General features: G+C 50.0%; 12 protein-coding genes. 7 read left to right on the forward strand and 5 right to left on the reverse strand.

Annotated features, from left to right (window positions below):
* The first annotated feature begins 22 nt into the window (after positions 1-22).
* Entirely contained in the window at positions 23-247 is a 225-nt protein-coding gene (locus L4D79_RS23420; protein ID WP_428654960.1) for a zinc ribbon domain-containing protein, read from the forward strand.
* Between the two features lie 124 nt (positions 248-371).
* Here the strand turns inward: L4D79_RS23420 and xseA are convergent, their stop codons facing one another.
* The gene (xseA, locus tag L4D79_RS23425; protein WP_428654962.1) at positions 372-1,730 is read right to left on the reverse strand and encodes an exodeoxyribonuclease VII large subunit; all 1,359 of its coding nucleotides are present in this window, start codon (positions 1,728-1,730) and stop codon (positions 372-374) included.
* Between the two features lie 269 nt (positions 1,731-1,999).
* Between xseA and guaB the strand changes: the two genes are divergently transcribed.
* The 4 genes from guaB to L4D79_RS23445 all read left to right on the forward strand — a co-directional run bounded on the left by guaB (position 2,000) and on the right by L4D79_RS23445 (position 9,105).
* Positions 2,000-3,463 (forward strand): IMP dehydrogenase, encoded by a 1,464-nt coding sequence (guaB, locus tag L4D79_RS23430; RefSeq protein ID WP_428654965.1) that lies wholly within the window; start codon positions 2,000-2,002, stop codon positions 3,461-3,463.
* A 114-nt stretch (positions 3,464-3,577) separates the two neighbouring features.
* Positions 3,578-5,161 carry a glutamine-hydrolyzing GMP synthase gene (gene guaA / locus L4D79_RS23435; RefSeq protein ID WP_428654967.1) on the forward strand — a complete coding sequence of 528 codons (1,584 nt, stop codon included), beginning with the start codon at positions 3,578-3,580 and terminating at the stop codon, positions 5,159-5,161.
* 427 nt (positions 5,162-5,588) lie between these two features.
* On the forward strand, positions 5,589-7,148 hold the full coding sequence (locus L4D79_RS23440) for an AbgT family transporter (RefSeq protein ID WP_428654969.1): 1,560 nt from the start codon (positions 5,589-5,591) through the stop codon (positions 7,146-7,148).
* Between the two features lie 400 nt (positions 7,149-7,548).
* Positions 7,549-9,105, forward strand: a complete 1,557-nt coding sequence (locus tag L4D79_RS23445) for an AbgT family transporter (RefSeq protein ID WP_428654971.1) — start codon at positions 7,549-7,551, stop codon at positions 9,103-9,105.
* A gap of 106 nt (positions 9,106-9,211) precedes the next feature.
* Here the strand turns inward: L4D79_RS23445 and fghA are convergent, their stop codons facing one another.
* Positions 9,212-10,054, reverse strand: coding sequence for an S-formylglutathione hydrolase (gene fghA / locus L4D79_RS23450; protein WP_428654973.1), 843 nt, complete (start codon positions 10,052-10,054; stop codon positions 9,212-9,214).
* Positions 10,055-10,112: 58 nt separating this feature from the next.
* Positions 10,113-11,243 carry an S-(hydroxymethyl)glutathione dehydrogenase/class III alcohol dehydrogenase gene (locus L4D79_RS23455; protein ID WP_428654975.1) on the reverse strand — a complete coding sequence of 377 codons (1,131 nt, stop codon included), beginning with the start codon at positions 11,241-11,243 and terminating at the stop codon, positions 10,113-10,115.
* A 202-nt stretch (positions 11,244-11,445) separates the two neighbouring features.
* Between L4D79_RS23455 and L4D79_RS23460 the strand changes: the two genes are divergently transcribed.
* Together L4D79_RS23460 and tadA are read left to right on the forward strand one after the other, a co-directional pair.
* Positions 11,446-12,315: a LysR substrate-binding domain-containing protein gene (locus tag L4D79_RS23460; RefSeq protein WP_428654977.1), complete on the forward strand. Its 870-nt coding sequence runs from the start codon at positions 11,446-11,448 to the stop codon at positions 12,313-12,315.
* A gap of 93 nt (positions 12,316-12,408) precedes the next feature.
* Positions 12,409-12,942, forward strand: a complete 534-nt coding sequence (gene tadA / locus L4D79_RS23465; protein ID WP_428654979.1) for a tRNA adenosine(34) deaminase TadA — start codon at positions 12,409-12,411, stop codon at positions 12,940-12,942.
* Positions 12,943-12,975: 33 nt separating this feature from the next.
* Here the strand turns inward: tadA and L4D79_RS23470 are convergent, their stop codons facing one another.
* Positions 12,976-13,125, reverse strand: a complete 150-nt coding sequence (locus L4D79_RS23470) for a hypothetical protein (protein WP_428654981.1) — start codon at positions 13,123-13,125, stop codon at positions 12,976-12,978.
* A gap of 182 nt (positions 13,126-13,307) precedes the next feature.
* Positions 13,308-14,771 (reverse strand): membrane-bound lytic murein transglycosylase MltF, encoded by a 1,464-nt coding sequence (gene mltF, locus L4D79_RS23475; RefSeq protein WP_428654983.1) that lies wholly within the window; start codon positions 14,769-14,771, stop codon positions 13,308-13,310.
* Between the last annotated feature and the right edge of the window lie 408 nt (positions 14,772-15,179).

Raw genomic sequence — 15,179 nt, forward strand, 5'->3', positions numbered from 1 at the left:
ACTCATCGTTAAGGGAAAGAAAATGAGCCAGAATATTTGTCCGAGTTGTCAGCAAGATCTCGAGTGGCAGGAAGGGAAGTACCATTGTGGGGACTGCAGCACGACGTTTATCAAAAAGGCTTTTTGCCCCGATTGCGAGGCTGAGCTGGAAAAGCTTCAGGCATGTGGGGCGGCGAGCTATTTTTGCAATAGCTGCAATGAACTGAAGTCCAAGTCGCGGGTCAGAATTCAATTTGAAAAAGCGTAATACTAAACTGGATAAGCTGTTGAAATAGAAATGCCGCCAGGTGTGATCACTGGCGGCATTTTTGATCTGACGCTTTGAACTTACCAGCGCGTTATGACTGAGCTGGATGATCAGTGATGGCCACTTAGTCTGCCGATTCAGACACTATAGAATGGATTTCCCCGTCGGCGAGGGTTGTCCGCAGGCCATCACCGTGCTTGACTTGCTCGCTACTACGGATGACCTGTCCCTTCTGGTTACGAGTAATCGAGTAGCCACGGCCTAGGGTTGCCAGTGGGCTGACAGTCTCCAGTTTTTCAGCCGCCATGGCGAGCTTGTGGCTGGCAGTGAGCAGGCGGCGATCCATTCCATCCTGAAGCCGTTGCTGTAGGCGCTCAAGCCGGTTTTGTTGGCTTTGGACAATTTGCGCTGGCGAGTTGAGTGCTAGCTTGTAGTTATTACGGTCAATGTGCTGCTGGTGACGGCCCAAGCGCTGCTTCATTGCCAATTCCAGCTTACCTGCCAATTCATCCAACTGCTGTTGCTGTTGGTTGAGGCGCACTTGCGGGTGCTGGCGATCGAGGCGGTGCTGCAGGCGGACAGTTTGTGCTTGCTTACCGGATAGGTAATGGCGCATTGCATGCTTAAGCTGCTGAGTTTTCTGGCTGATTTTCTGGGTTTGGAAGCCCATATCCCGGCTGATCAGTTCTGCAGCCGCTGATGGTGTCGGTGCCCGGACATCCGCAACAAAATCCGCAATAGTGACATCGACCTCATGGCCGACGGCGCTGACGATTGGGATTTGACTGGCGGCAATGGTCCGCGCCACGATTTCCTCGTTGAAGGCCCACAGATCTTCCAGCGAACCGCCACCCCGGCCGACAATCAGCACATCACATTCACGGCGGGCGTTGGCACGGCCAATGGCCTGGGCAATGGAGATTGCAGCGCCTTCGCCTTGGACTATCGTTGGGTAAATGACCACCGGTAGGCTGGGATCGCGTCGATGCAGGACATTAAGTATATCGTGCAGGGCAGCACCGGTTTTGGAGGTGATAATTCCCACCCGCTGCGGTTGCTCCGGTAGCGGTTGCTTGAGTGATTGGGCAAATAGACCTTCGGCGGCCAGGTTCATTTTCAGTTGTTCAAACTGCTGCTGGAGGCGGCCATCCCCCTCGGGCTGCATGCTTTCGATGATCAACTGATAATCACCGCGTGGCTCGTAGAGCGACAGGCGGGCTTTGACCAGTACCTGTGTACCATTTGCCGGCTTGAAGGTCACACGTCGGTTGCTGCCTTTGAACATGGCACATTTAACTTGGGCGCGTGAATCTTTGAGAGTGAAATACCAATGGCCGGAAACGGGCATGGAGAGATTCGATAGCTCACCGACCAGCCAAACCACTCCCATTTCGTTTTCAAGGATCAAACGAACTTGGGCATTGAGGCTGGAAACGGTATAGATACGGTCATTGGTCTGGTTCTGTTGAGCAAATAACGTCACGAGACAAGATACCTGTATTGGAAGGCTGGGGTGTGCGGTAGACGAGCGACAGGACGTGGTGAACAAAGCCTAGGCAGATCTATGGACAGATCTTGGTCGTAATATGCTGTCCGCAGCACCGGAAACTTAACCGAAATATACTACACATCAAGACAAATTTGTCAATTAAAAAAAATAAAAAAAGTCTGGCCAATCGATTGCTTCACCCGTATAATTCGTCCGCAATATTTTATCCTTCTTTAAACCTCTACTTGGTGTGAGATATTGCAATGTTACGAATCAAACAAGAAGCTTTGACTTTCGATGATGTCCTGCTGGTTCCAGCCCATTCTACCGTACTGCCTAACACTGCCGATCTGCGCACCCGCCTGACGAAAGACATTACGCTGAACATCCCTATGGTGTCTGCGTCAATGGATACCGTGACAGAAGGCCGCTTGGCAATTGCCCTTGCCCAGGAAGGCGGCATCGGTTTCATTCATAAGAACATGTCTATTGAGCAGCAAGCCAATGAAGTTCGCATGGTGAAAAAATTCGAAGCCGGTGTGGTCTCTGAGCCAGTTACGGTGAAACCTTACAATACAATTGAAGACGTGAAGCGTCTGACAATTGAAAACGGTTTCGCCGGTTACCCTGTTGTTTCTGATACCAATGAGCTTGTGGGTATTATTACCGGTCGCGATGTGCGTTTTGTTACTGACCTTTCTATGAAGGTTGAAGAAGTGATGACATCAAAAGATAAACTGGCTTCTGCTAAAGAAGGCGCATCGCGTGAAGAAGTTGAAGCTATCATGCAGCAGTACCGCGTTGAGAAAGTGCTGCTAGTCAACGATGATTTTCAGCTTCGCGGCATGATCACAGCGAAAGACTTCCAGAAAGCTGAGCGTAAGCCTAACGCATGTAAAGATGAGCGTGGCCGTCTTCGCGTAGGTGCCGCTGTCGGTGCTGGTGCCGGAAACGAAGAGCGTGTTAAAGCGTTGGTTGAAGCGGGCGTTGACGTACTGCTTATCGACTCATCACATGGCCACTCTGAAGGCGTACTTACCCGTATCCGTGAAACGCGTGAAGCGTTCCCTGATTTGCCTATCGTTGGTGGTAACGTCGCGACGGCCGAAGGTGCTCGTGCACTTATCGAAGCCGGTGTGAGCACCGTGAAAGTGGGTATCGGCCCTGGCTCTATCTGTACTACCCGTATCGTTACTGGTGTAGGTGTACCTCAGGTAACGGCTATTGCTGAAGCCGTTGCTGTCGCTGACCAATACGATATTCCTGTTATTGCCGACGGTGGTATCCGTTTCTCTGGCGATATGTGTAAAGCCATTGCTGCCGGCGCATCATGTGTGATGGTGGGTTCAATGTTCGCAGGTACAGAAGAAGCACCGGGCGAAGTTGAGCTGTATCAAGGCCGATCTTACAAATCTTACCGTGGCATGGGCTCACTGGGCGCCATGTCTAAAGGCTCTTCTGACCGTTACTTCCAGACGGATAACGCGGCTGACAAGCTGGTCCCTGAAGGTATCGAAGGCCGTGTTGCTTACAAAGGCCTTATGAAAGAAATCGTTCACCAGCAAATGGGTGGTTTGCGCTCTAGCATGGGCCTAACAGGTTCTGCGACTATCGAAGCGCTGCGTACCAAAGCAGAGTTTGTACGCATTTCAGGTGCCGGTTTGAATGAATCACACGTTCACGATGTGACGATCACCAAAGAAGCACCTAACTACCGCTTGGGTTAATTTTCATCAGCTGCACCAGCAACTGACGAAAACGTTTGCCTAAACGCAAAACTTGTATAAGATCGGGGGCGTTTTTATGCCCCCACCTTTCAATTATTTTTTGAGACAGCTCGAATGACCACGACCACAAACATTCATGACCAGCGTATCCTGATCCTGGACTTTGGCTCCCAGTACACCCAGCTTATTGCACGTCGTATCCGTGAAATTGGTGTTTATTGTGAACTATGGAGCTGGGACGTTGATGAAGCGGATATTCGCGATTTCAACCCTAACGGCATCATCCTTTCTGGTGGCCCTGAAAGTGTGACAGAAGAAGGTTCACCTCGCGCACCGCAGTATGTGTTCGAAGCGGGTGTCCCTGTTTTCGGTGTTTGCTACGGTATGCAGACAATGGCCGAGCAACTAGGTGGCAAAGTAGCGGGTTCTACTGAGCGTGAGTTTGGCTATGCTCAGGTTAAAGTGGTTGAGCCAACTGCCTTCTTCCAAAACATCGAAGATGCGATTGCCGACGACGGTCAGGCACTGCTAGATGTATGGATGAGCCACGGCGACAAAGTTGTCGAAATCCCATCTGATTTCGTAAAAGTTGCAGAGACTGATACTTGTCCGTTTGCTGCAATGGCGAACATAGAGAAAAACTTCTACGGCGTACAGTTCCACCCAGAAGTGACCCACACTCGCCAGGGTATGCGTATTATTGAGAACTTTGTCCTGAACATCTGTGGCTGTGAGAAGCTATGGACATCGGCAAACATTATTGATGACGCTGTTGCCCGTATCAAAGAGCAGGTGGGTGACGACGAAGTGATCCTTGGCCTGTCTGGCGGTGTTGACTCTTCCGTTGTGGCGATGCTTATTCACCGTGCGATTGGTGACAAGCTGACATGTGTGTTTGTTGACAACGGACTGCTTCGCTTGAACGAAGGCGAGCAGGTAATGGAAATGTTTGGTGAGCACTTCGGCCTGAAGATCGTTCACGTTAAAGCGGAAGACCGTTTCCTTGATGCGCTGGCGGGTGAGGCAGAGCCGGAAGCTAAGCGTAAGATCATTGGCCACGTATTTGTTGATGTGTTCGATGAAGAGTCGAAAAAACTATCTAATGCGAAGTGGCTGGCACAGGGTACTATCTACCCGGATGTGATTGAATCTGCAGCATCAAAAACAGGCAAGGCACACGTTATCAAATCTCACCACAATGTTGGTGGTCTGCCTGATGACATGGAAATGGGCTTAGTTGAGCCACTACGCGAACTGTTTAAAGATGAAGTCCGTAAGATTGGTCTAGAGCTTGGCCTGCCTTACAATATGCTTTACCGCCACCCATTCCCGGGTCCTGGTCTAGGTGTACGGGTACTGGGCGAAGTGAAGAAAGAATACTGTGATCTGCTACGTCGTGCTGATGCTATCTTCATCGAAGAGCTACATAAGGCTGACCTTTACAACAAAGTCTCGCAGGCATTTACTGTGTTCCTGCCAGTCCGTTCTGTGGGTGTCATGGGCGATGGCCGCAAATACGACTGGGTAGTTTCACTGCGCGCCGTCGAGACTATCGACTTCATGACAGCACACTGGGCGCACCTGCCATACGATTTCCTCGGTAAGGTTTCTAACCGTATCATCAATGAAGTCGATGGCATCTCACGTGTTGTTTACGATGTATCAGGTAAGCCACCAGCAACTATCGAGTGGGAATAATCCCCCTCAGCAATGCTGAGTTTTGCTTAGGCTGATTGAATAAAAAGAAGCACCCCTCGGGTGCTTCTTTTTTTTGGCTAAACTGTAGTGACGTAAACTTGCTTTTAAGTAATAAAGGGGGAAGTGGTGATGCCTATTAGGCCGCTCAGGGGAGAGGGAACGAAATAATTTATATAAATGAAAGTATTGTTGTGCTCTGGGTGTGGGCTTGTAACGTGCTTGTTAGTGTTATGTTTTGCGTTAATATTTCATTACAATATGCTATTGTGAAAGTTCTCGAATGTATGGTGTATCGTGCGTTTTTATTTGAACTTTTCATTACAATTCGCTGCAAGCTTTTTCTGTTTCAGAAAAGACGGATTGACGGCGATACAACGACAATCTAACGCCGCAAATTTACAACATCACTAATGACCATGGAGTTCCCATGAGCAATCAAGCTGTCAACAAGACACCTAATGAGTCGCCGAGTGCGATGAATAAGTTTCTTAACTTTATTGAGCGTACAGGTAACAAGATCCCAGATCCTGCCTTGCTCTTCTTCTGGGGATTGATCCTTGTTTGGGTTTTATCTGCAGTTTTCTCTCAGTTCGAATTTGGTTTAATTCACCCTGTTTCTGGCCAAGCCGTAGAGGTTAACAACCTACTGACAGGTGAAGCGTTCGCAAACTTCCTTGCAACAATGGTGACTAACTTCACCGGGTTTGCACCACTGGGTATTGTTCTTGTAGCAATGCTGGGTGTGGGTGTTGCTGAGGCCTCAGGCTTTATCAATACTGGCCTTAAGAAAATGCTGAATGTTACACCGGCTAAATTCATTACGCCTGTGCTAATTCTGGTTGCAATCGTATCGCACACAGCTGCTGATGCTGGTTACGTACTGGTTATCCCTCTGGGTGGTATTATTTTCCACGCAGCAGGCCGTCACCCGCTAGCGGGTATTGCAGCTGCATTCGCGGGTGTATCAGGTGGCTTCGCGGCGAACTTTATTCCTTCAGGCATCGACCCTCTATTGGCTGGCTTCACGCAAGAAGCGGCACAAATTCTTGACCCTGAGTATATTGTTAACCCGCTATCAAACCTATTCTTCACCGGTTTGTCTTCACTGCTTATCGTAAGCATTGGTTGGTACATCACTGACCGCGTTATTGAGCCACGCCTATCTCAAACGGCTATCGATGATGATGCTGAAGAAGCGCCTGATATGGGTTCTTTCACTGAGCTAGAAAGTAAAGCTTTCTCTCGTGCTGGTTGGGCGATGATGGCCGGTATTGCTGTGCTGATTGTGTCGCTGATCCCTGAGACATCACCACTACGTAGCCCAGCAGGTGAAATCACAGCGTTTAATGCGCCAGTGATGCAGTCTATCGTACCGCTAATCTTTATCTTGTTCGTTATCCCTGGTGTGGTTTACGGTCGCATTGCCGGTACCTTCAAGGCGAGTGACGATGTTATCAAGTCAATGTCTGCAACGATGAGCAGCATGGGTAGCTTCATGGTCATGGCGTTCTTTATCGCCCAGTTCCTTGTTGCCTTCACCCAATCTAACCTTGGTACGCTATTAGCTCTTTCTGGTGCTCAGCTTCTTCAAGCGATGAACTTACCGGGTCAGGTAACTATCGTTGGTATGATCCTACTAACAGCATTCGTTAACCTGCTTGTTGGTTCGGCATCTGCGAAGTGGGCCCTGATCGGTCCTATCATGGTACCGATGCTGATGGCTGTTGGTATTTCTCCCGAGCTGACTCAGGCTGCATACCGTGTAGGTGACTCTGTATCTAACATCATTTCACCAATGATGGTGTTCTTCCCGCTAGTTGTTGTTTACATGCAGCGTTATGTGAAGAGCTCAGGTATTGGTTCTCTGGCTTCAATGATGATGCCTTACTCGATTGCAATGTTGATTGGTTGGACTATCTTCCTACTTATCTACTGGGCAATCGGTATCCCGCTAGGTATCCAGGCACCATACACCTACGCAATGTAAGATCAGATAGTCTGAATGATATAGAAGCCCCGCACTGCGGGGCTTTTTTTATGCCTATAAGCGTTGGCTTGCTATTCCTGAGCTGAATATTATGTTGGGGAAACGTAGTCTGATATTGTCGTCATCAATAATTATGTGTTTCTTAATTGTTAATTCTGATTTTGTTGCAATTATTGAAATTTAATTTTGCAAAATTTTAATGCTGTACTAACCCAATAGTACAGGCTGGTTTGTTGCTTAACGTAAGCTGAATGGGTTTTTATTCTACCTTTTACTTGATTGGTGGTGTTTTGCTTTAAATTCACTCTGGTTTAGTGGTTTTACTCAGATGAAATGATTTGTTACTTTTCGATGAAAACACAACATTAAAACTCAATCGATGTATTAAGGAAGTACGATTATGAGTGAGACCATTTCAAGCCCGCCTTCGCAGAAAGGCATCATCGCGTTCATCGAGCGTGCTGGTAAAAAAATCCCTGATCCTGTCATTATTTTCATGTCGTTATTTGTATTCTGTTTGGTGCTGACTGCTGCTATTGGAGGCTTGCAGTTTGACATTACAGGTGCTGATGGCGGTGCGGTGACCCACAGCGTCAAAAATATGATGGCAACGGAAAATGTCCGTTGGATGTTTGATAATGCACTGCTGACCAACTGGCTGTCATTTGGTGGCGGTGTCCTTGGCGTTATCTTGATAGTGATGCTGGGTGTCGGTATCGCGGAAAACTCTGGCTTACTATCGGCGGTGATCAAGAAGGTCGGTCTGCGAATCAATGACCGCTACCTGCCGTTGCTGGTTGTTTTTCTGGGTATTATGAGCTCGATTGCAACGGATGCGGGTTACCTGATCCTGATCCCTCTTGCGGGCCTGCTTTATGCGGGGCTCGGTAAAAACCCATTGATCGGTATGGCGGCTGGTTTTGCCGGTGTATCGGCAGGCTTCAGTGCCAACTTGATCCCCGCGACGCCGGTTGACGTTATTCTGGGGGCCAATGCACGTATCTTTGCTGAATCTCAAGGGATCCCTTTTGAAAACGCGGCGGGTGAAGCGCTTAATCCTGCAACGATGCACTATTTCTTCATTTTTGCTTCAACCTTCCTTCTGGCTGGATTGGGAGCTTGGGTAACGACGCGTTTTGTCGCGCCTCGCCTTGAAAAAATGTCTTACCAGTTGCCGGAAGACTTGAATCTAGATGACTTCAAGGTATCGGATGCAGAGAACAAGGGCCTTCGTGCTGCGGGTTTGGGGCTGATAGTCGCGCTGGCTGCAGTGGTTGGTCTGGCGATGGGACCTCTGGCAACGTACACCAATGAAGCTGGTCGTGAAATTACGCCTTATCTTGATAATGTGATTTTGTTGATTGCAATGGTCTTTGCGGTTGTCGGCGTGTTCTTCGGTGTGGCAACCGGTAAATTTAAATCGCTGCAGGATGTCGTCAAGGCGATGGTGACGCAGATGAACACCATGGGCTATATCCTGGTGCTGACGTTCTTCTGTTACAACTTCCTGGCCCTACTTGGTTTCTCAGGCTTAGGTACCTATGTAACTTATCTGGGTGCGAGTTTCCTTAGCGCGCTGGGCTTGCAAGAGTTTCCAATCCTGCTGATCATCGGTTTTATCCTGACAACGGCGGTGATTAACCTGTTTGTGGGTGGCCTGACGTCAAAGTGGATGCTGCTTGGCCCGATCTTCGTCCCAATGCTGTATCAGGTAAACCCAAATATGACGCCGGATCTTGTTACTGCGGCTTACCGTGTAGCGGATTCATCAACCAATATTATCACCCCGATGATGAGCTACGCGGGGGTTATTTTGGCCTTCATGCGTAAGTACAAACCTGAGCTATCGTTCGGTGATGTGATTGCGATGATGGTGCCTTACTCGGTGGCGTTCTTGACCGTATGGACCTCGGTGCTGGTTGCTTTCTTTGCTTTCAATATCCCACTTGGCTTTTAATCGAGCTTTCTAATTGAGCCTCTACGAAGAGATCATCAATTACAGATAAATCAAACCCCGCTTCGAGCGGGGTTTTTTATGTTTACCGGTAATCGCAGGCAGTTGCTTAGAGAAGATGCTGGGCATGGAAGCGCAGGTGATCATCAATAAAGCTGGCGATGAAGTAGTAGCTATGGTCGTAGCCTTCCTGCATGCGCAGTTCAAGCGGGTAGTCGACACTTTGTGCTGCTTCGGCAAGTGACTCAGGCTTCAATTGCTCCTCAAGGAAGCTGTCTTGGCTACCTTGGTCAACCAAAGCCGGAACAGGCTGTTGGTTATTCTTGAGCAGTTCGGTGGTGTCGTACTGTAGCCAAGTGGTGCGATCATCACCAAGGTAGCCACTTAAGGCTTTTTCACCCCAAGGGCAGTTTACCGGGTTGCTGATCGGGCTGAAGGCCGATACCGAGCTGTAGCGTGACGGATTGCGCAGTGCAATCATCAAGGCGCCGTGACCCCCCATTGAGTGACCGCTGATTGCTCGCTTGTCGCTAACCGGGAAGTGCTCCTCGATCAAGGCCGGCAGTTCATTGACCACATAATCATACATCTGGTAGTGACGGTTCCACGGTGCCTGAGTGGCATTGACGTAAAAGCCGGCACCCAAGCCGAAGTCATAGGCCCCTTCGGGATCATCGGCGACACCTTCACCGCGCGGGCTGGTATCCGGCGTGACAATAGCAATACCCAGTTCTGCCGCCAGGCGCTGGGCACCGGCTTTTTGCATGAAGTTCTCATCGGTACAGGTCAAGCCTGATAGCCAGTAGAGCACAGGTACTTTTTTACCCTGGGCGATGTGTGGTGGAAGGAAAATGGCAAAGCGCATGTCGCAGTTAAGCACTGCAGAGTGGTGGGTGTATTGCTTGTGCCAGCCACCAAAACTTTTGTTCCAGCTTACGTTTTCGATAGTCATTGAGATACTCTTCAATAGCTTGAGTTGCTAGGCCCCCGTAGGAGCCTAGCCGTTAGCATTATTTGTTGTAGTGGATAACAGAGCGGATGCTCTTGCCTTCGTGCATTAGGTCAAAGGCTTCGTTGATGGCATCCAGTCCCATAGTATGAGTAATGAAGTCATCTAACTTGAACTCGCCTGCCATGTAGCGTTCAACAATTTCAGGTAGTTCTGAGCGGCCTTTTACGCCACCGAACGCAGAGCCACGCCATACTCGACCTGTCACCAACTGGAACGGACGGGTAGAGATTTCCTGACCGGCACCGGCAACACCGATGATCACGGATTCTCCCCAACCTTTGTGGCAACACTCAAGGGCTGAGCGCATCACATTGACGTTACCGATACACTCGAATGAGAAATCAACGCCGCCGTCGGTCATTTCGACAATCACTTCCTGAATTGGCTTGTCGAAGTCGTTCGGGTTGATGCAGTCTGTCGCACCGAGCTCTTTCGCCAACGCGTATTTGCTTTCGTTGATATCAACACCGATGATGCGGCTTGCACCGGCCATTGTCGCACCGATGATTGCTGACAGACCGATACCGCCAAGACCAAAGATGGCAACAGTATCCCCTTTTTGTACTTTGGCTGTTTTCAGTACGGCACCCATACCGGTCGTTACGCCACAGCCAAGTAGGCAAACTTCTTCCAATGGCGCTTCTTTGTTCACTTTTGCCAGTGAGATCTCTGGCAATACCGTGTATTCAGAGAACGTTGAGCAGCCCATGTAGTGGTAAATTGGCTGGCCATCTTTGTAGAAACGGGTAGTGCCGTCTGGCATCAAGCCCTTACCTTGGGTCTCACGGATCTGTTGGCACAGGTTAGTTTTGCCTGACTTACAGAATTTGCACTCGCCACACTCAGGGGTGTAAAGAGGGATAACGTGGTCGCCGACTTCTACGCTCGTCACACCTTCACCAACCATTTCAACAATACCGCCACCTTCGTGGCCAAGGATCGCTGGGAAGATCCCTTCCGGATCATCACCTGACAGAGTAAACGCATCGGTATGGCAAACACCGGTGGCGATAATTCGAACCAATACTTCGCCTTTTTTCGGCAGCATCACGTCAACTTCTTCAACAGAAAGTGGCTGGTTTGGACCCCATGCGATGGCTGCTTTGGATTTGATAAATTGCTCAGACATTTAGTTTCTCTCTTATGATAGGTGGGCAAGGCCCTTTGCTGTTCCTACGTTGCTATAACAGTAGGAGAGATTTTTTAACGATGGCGCACAGATTCAATGTTCTGGTGTCTCGTTGTGATGGGCTTAGTATATTTGTTTCTCGCTCAATGATAATTACCCTATAATGCAAATAACTTTTTCTTATGTGTAACAATGGTGGGATATGTTTTTGTGGGAAGGGGTCAGTGAGTTCGTCGCGGTAGCGGAAGCCGAGAGTTTTACCTCGGCATCCAGGCAGCTCGGCATTTCCACGGCCCAAGTGAGCCGTCAGGTCAGTGCGTTGGAAAACCGGCTCAATACCAAGTTGTTTTACCGTACAACCCGCAAGGTCTCGCTGACCGAAGAAGGGACTATTTACTACCAGCATTGCCGCCGTTTGATGGATGGGCTTGAAGAAGCGGAGCGGGCGATCAGTGATCGGCGTGATACACCGCAGGGAAGCTTGAAGCTGACGGCGCCAGTGACCTATGGTGAACAGTTCATCATGCCACTGGTGGTGGATTTCATGCAGTTGTATCCCGAAGTGGATGTGACGATGAATTTGACCAACCAGACGGTAGATTTGGTCGAGGGCGGGTATGATTTGGCGATCCGTCTTGGCAAACTCAGTAGTTCGACCATGATGGCCAAGCGCCTTGCTAGCCGTACCCAGTTTGTGTGTGCCTCCTCATCTTACTTGGAGAAGTTCGGGGTGCCGCATTCACTGTCTGAGCTTCGTCACCATAATTGCTTGGTGGGCAATTACGATCATTGGCGCTTTCAAGAAGCTGGTAAAGAGCGCAGTGTCAGGGTTGATGGGACTTTGCGCTGTGCCAGTGGCCATGCCTTGCGCGATGCGGCCCTGAAGGGGGTTGGGTTGGTGCAGTTACCTGATTACTACATCAGTGATGATTTGGAGCGGGGAGAGCTGGTGACGGTGCTGGATACGTTCCGTGAACCTGAAGAAGGGATCTGGGCGCTCTATCCCCATAACCGTCACTTATCACCCAAGGTCCGTTTGCTGGTGGACTTTTTAGCCGAGTCATTGGCATAGACTTTAAAGAGCGGTGAGGCTGCCCGAGCCTCGCATCCCTCGGGCTTTTGGGTATAATCAGCGGCCTCAAGTAATAGCGAGTAGAAACCACCCATGACAGATGCATCCCCTCAATATACCGACGAAGATTTCATGCGCCGTGCCATGGCGCTAGCGTCCCGCGCCGAAGCGGTTGGTGAAGTGCCTGTCGGTGCAGTCGTGGTCTATCAGGGGCAAGTCGTCGGTGAAGGTTGGAACCGTTCTATTACCCAGCATGATGCCACTGCTCATGCTGAAATCATGGCATTGCGCCAAGCCGGTCAGGTGTTGCAGAACTACCGTTTGCTCGATGCCACCTTGTACGTGACGTTGGAGCCATGCCCGATGTGCGCCGGTGCCATGGTGCACAGCCGAATTGGCAAGGTGGTCTTTGGTGCCCATGATCTGAAAACCGGGGCGGCAGGCAGTATCATGAACCTGCTCAGCTACGAGCAGGTCAACCACCATGTGGCTATTGAGTCTGGGGTGCTGGCCGATGAGTGCCGCCAGCAGCTTCAGGCTTTCTTCAAGCGCCGCCGGGCTGAGAAAAAAGCGGAAAAGAAAGCACGCCAGCAAGCCTTGCAGCAAGTTGGTGATAAACCTTCCTGAAAACTTCCACTTTTCACATCAGGTACGAAGGGATCAAACCTCAGCTGAGCTATTAATGATATAGCTTCGTTGACGCCACAGAATTTTCTTGCGGATATTGGCGTTAAGTCGCTTGCGTCGGGTGGCAGAGGATGCCATCCGTTTGCGCATGGTACTGATGGTTTTTTTATTTGAAAAGTGCATAGAGCCTCCTCCTTTAGAACTGCCCGGATCGGAGCTAGCAAAAACGTTGTTAAGGCTAGTATCTCTGATCTCTTCGGTATATCTAACGATAGTGGTCACGCTTTGCGATCATTTCTTGCACATAAGAACAGCAAGGTGTGAGCAAGATCCCCCTGTCAGGACAGGGGGCGGAGGAGGGCTGATTAATTACTGGCGGTTTTGTTCGGTGCTGCCGCCTCAGGCGTTAAGGCTTCTTCACCGTCTGGCAGCTGTTGGGCGAGCGTCCCCGTTGACGGGGTAATGGTATGCAGGCCATCAATCAGTTCAATTTCATCAAGCTGCGGCTCCTGGCTGTGGGTTTGCTCGTAGCCGATAATGCTTTGGTAGTAACGACGGATATTCTCTACATAATGTAGGGCCTCATCACCACGGGCATAGCCATAACGGGTTTGCTTGTAGTATTTGCGCTGGCGCAGCAGCGGCAAGCGTTGCTTCACATCGCTCCAGGCGTCTGGGTTACCGCCTTGTGCTAAGGTGAGGCGGCGGGCGTCCATCAAATGGCCGAAGCCGACGTTATACGACGCCAAGGCAAACCACACTTTTTCGTGCTCTTCGATACTATCCGGGATCCGGTTGATCATCTTACGCAGGTACTCGGTACCGCCGCGAATACTCTGCTCCGGATCCAAGCGGTTCTTTACCCCAACCGAGCGGGCTGTCGGCAGGGTCAGCATCATCATCCCGCGTACCCCTGTGGGTGATACTGCGCGTGGATTCCAGTGCGATTCCTGATAGGACAGGGCAGCAATCAAGCGCCAGTCAAATTCGTTGGCATATTGTTTGAACAAGCCTTTCCACTGTGGCAGCTTGCCTTCGACAGCACGCAGGAATGCTCGGGTATCGACATAGTCAAACTTGTCGACGTGGCCAAGGTATTTCTCTTCCAGCTTGGCCAGCTCACCGCTCTGCTGGATTTCACCGAAGAACTCGATCAGCAGGGCATACAGGCTGTCATCATTATTCTGGTTGACGAACCAGGCGATAGGCTCATCTTCAGTCAGTTCCAGCGCGGTAGTGACATCCGGCAAGATCCGCTGGTTCAGGGCAATATCGACCGAATCGGCCAAGGTATAGTCGAGCTCGCCTACCGCCACTTGGCGCAGTAACTCGTCGCTGTCGATCTCTTCAAGCGACTGCCATTCAAGGGTCGGGTGATCTTGCTTGAGCGCTTGCAGGGTCTTTTCATGGCTAGAGCCGCTGACAACCGCAAGCGAACCTTTGTTTTCGGCAAGATCTTCTATACTGCGCGGGCGCCATTGGCCTTTTTTGTAGACCACTTTCTGGCTGGCGTAATAGTACGCTGGCGCAGCACGAAATTGCGCCAGACGTTCATCGGTCATGGTCAGGCCGGCGGCAAGGATATCGACATCACCACGGTCGAGGCCGGGAAACAGGCCTGAGAGGGTGAACATGGCCTTCATTTCCAGCTTGACGCCAAGTTTGTCGGCAAAGCGGCGGGCCAGTTCGTAATCCAACCCGGTAGGGCCTTCATTGCCAATATAATAAGAGAGTTGGTTATTGAGCGTTCCGACACGCAGGACGCCTTCTTCGCGGATCCGTTCTAGTTCCGTGCGGGGCTCTTCCTGCCACAAGCAACCATTGAGCATAAAGAGGCTCAACAGTAAGACAATGAATTGTTTAAAACTTGGATTCGGTCGAAGAGTACTCAACGATGTATGCTCTTGGTAAAAACAGGATGTCCTTTATACCAAAGCTCGTCCGATCCGCAAAATAATCACAGCGTTTTGACGACAGGTTTGCCGCGGTAATGCGCATTTCTTAAACTTGAAATCGTAAATAAATGTGTGAAAAGGGGACGGTGTGACAAATATCTCTCTGTTTTTGGTGCTGATTGAAAAAAAAACACGCAAACGGTTGCGTCAGGTGTTACGTCACAAAAAAAATTCCCTTATACTACGCCCCATCATGAGCTGCTCGCCTTAAACGGGTAATGGCAAATGAGGTGACATTGACGTAATTGTCCCGGTATCGGTCCGGGGGTTAGGCCAATATCA

Origin of the sequence: Photobacterium satsumensis (genome assembly GCF_050336935.1) — a bacterium.
In the GTDB taxonomy this organism is placed as follows: Bacteria; Pseudomonadota; Gammaproteobacteria; order Enterobacterales; family Vibrionaceae; genus Photobacterium; species Photobacterium satsumensis.

Excerpts from the sequence above, each read along its gene's own strand:
- fghA (WP_428654973.1), bottom strand. The coding sequence starts at position 10,054 with ATGACTATCGAAAACGTAAGCTGGAACAAAAGTTTTGGTGGCTGGCAC.
- L4D79_RS23470 (WP_428654981.1), bottom strand. The coding sequence starts at position 13,125 with ATGCACTTTTCAAATAAAAAAACCATCAGTACCATGCGCAAACGGATG.
- L4D79_RS23445 (WP_428654971.1), top strand. The coding sequence starts at position 7,549 with ATGAGTGAGACCATTTCAAGCCCGCCTTCGCAGAAAGGCATCATCGCG.
- tadA (WP_428654979.1), top strand. The coding sequence starts at position 12,409 with ATGACAGATGCATCCCCTCAATATACCGACGAAGATTTCATGCGCCGT.
- L4D79_RS23440 (WP_428654969.1), top strand. The coding sequence starts at position 5,589 with ATGAGCAATCAAGCTGTCAACAAGACACCTAATGAGTCGCCGAGTGCG.
- mltF (WP_428654983.1), bottom strand. The coding sequence starts at position 14,771 with ATGCTCAATGGTTGCTTGTGGCAGGAAGAGCCCCGCACGGAACTAGAA.
- L4D79_RS23420 (WP_428654960.1), top strand. The coding sequence starts at position 23 with ATGAGCCAGAATATTTGTCCGAGTTGTCAGCAAGATCTCGAGTGGCAG.
- L4D79_RS23460 (WP_428654977.1), top strand. The coding sequence starts at position 11,446 with ATGTTTTTGTGGGAAGGGGTCAGTGAGTTCGTCGCGGTAGCGGAAGCC.
- guaB (WP_428654965.1), top strand. The coding sequence starts at position 2,000 with ATGTTACGAATCAAACAAGAAGCTTTGACTTTCGATGATGTCCTGCTG.
- L4D79_RS23455 (WP_428654975.1), bottom strand. The coding sequence starts at position 11,243 with ATGTCTGAGCAATTTATCAAATCCAAAGCAGCCATCGCATGGGGTCCA.
- guaA (WP_428654967.1), top strand. The coding sequence starts at position 3,578 with ATGACCACGACCACAAACATTCATGACCAGCGTATCCTGATCCTGGAC.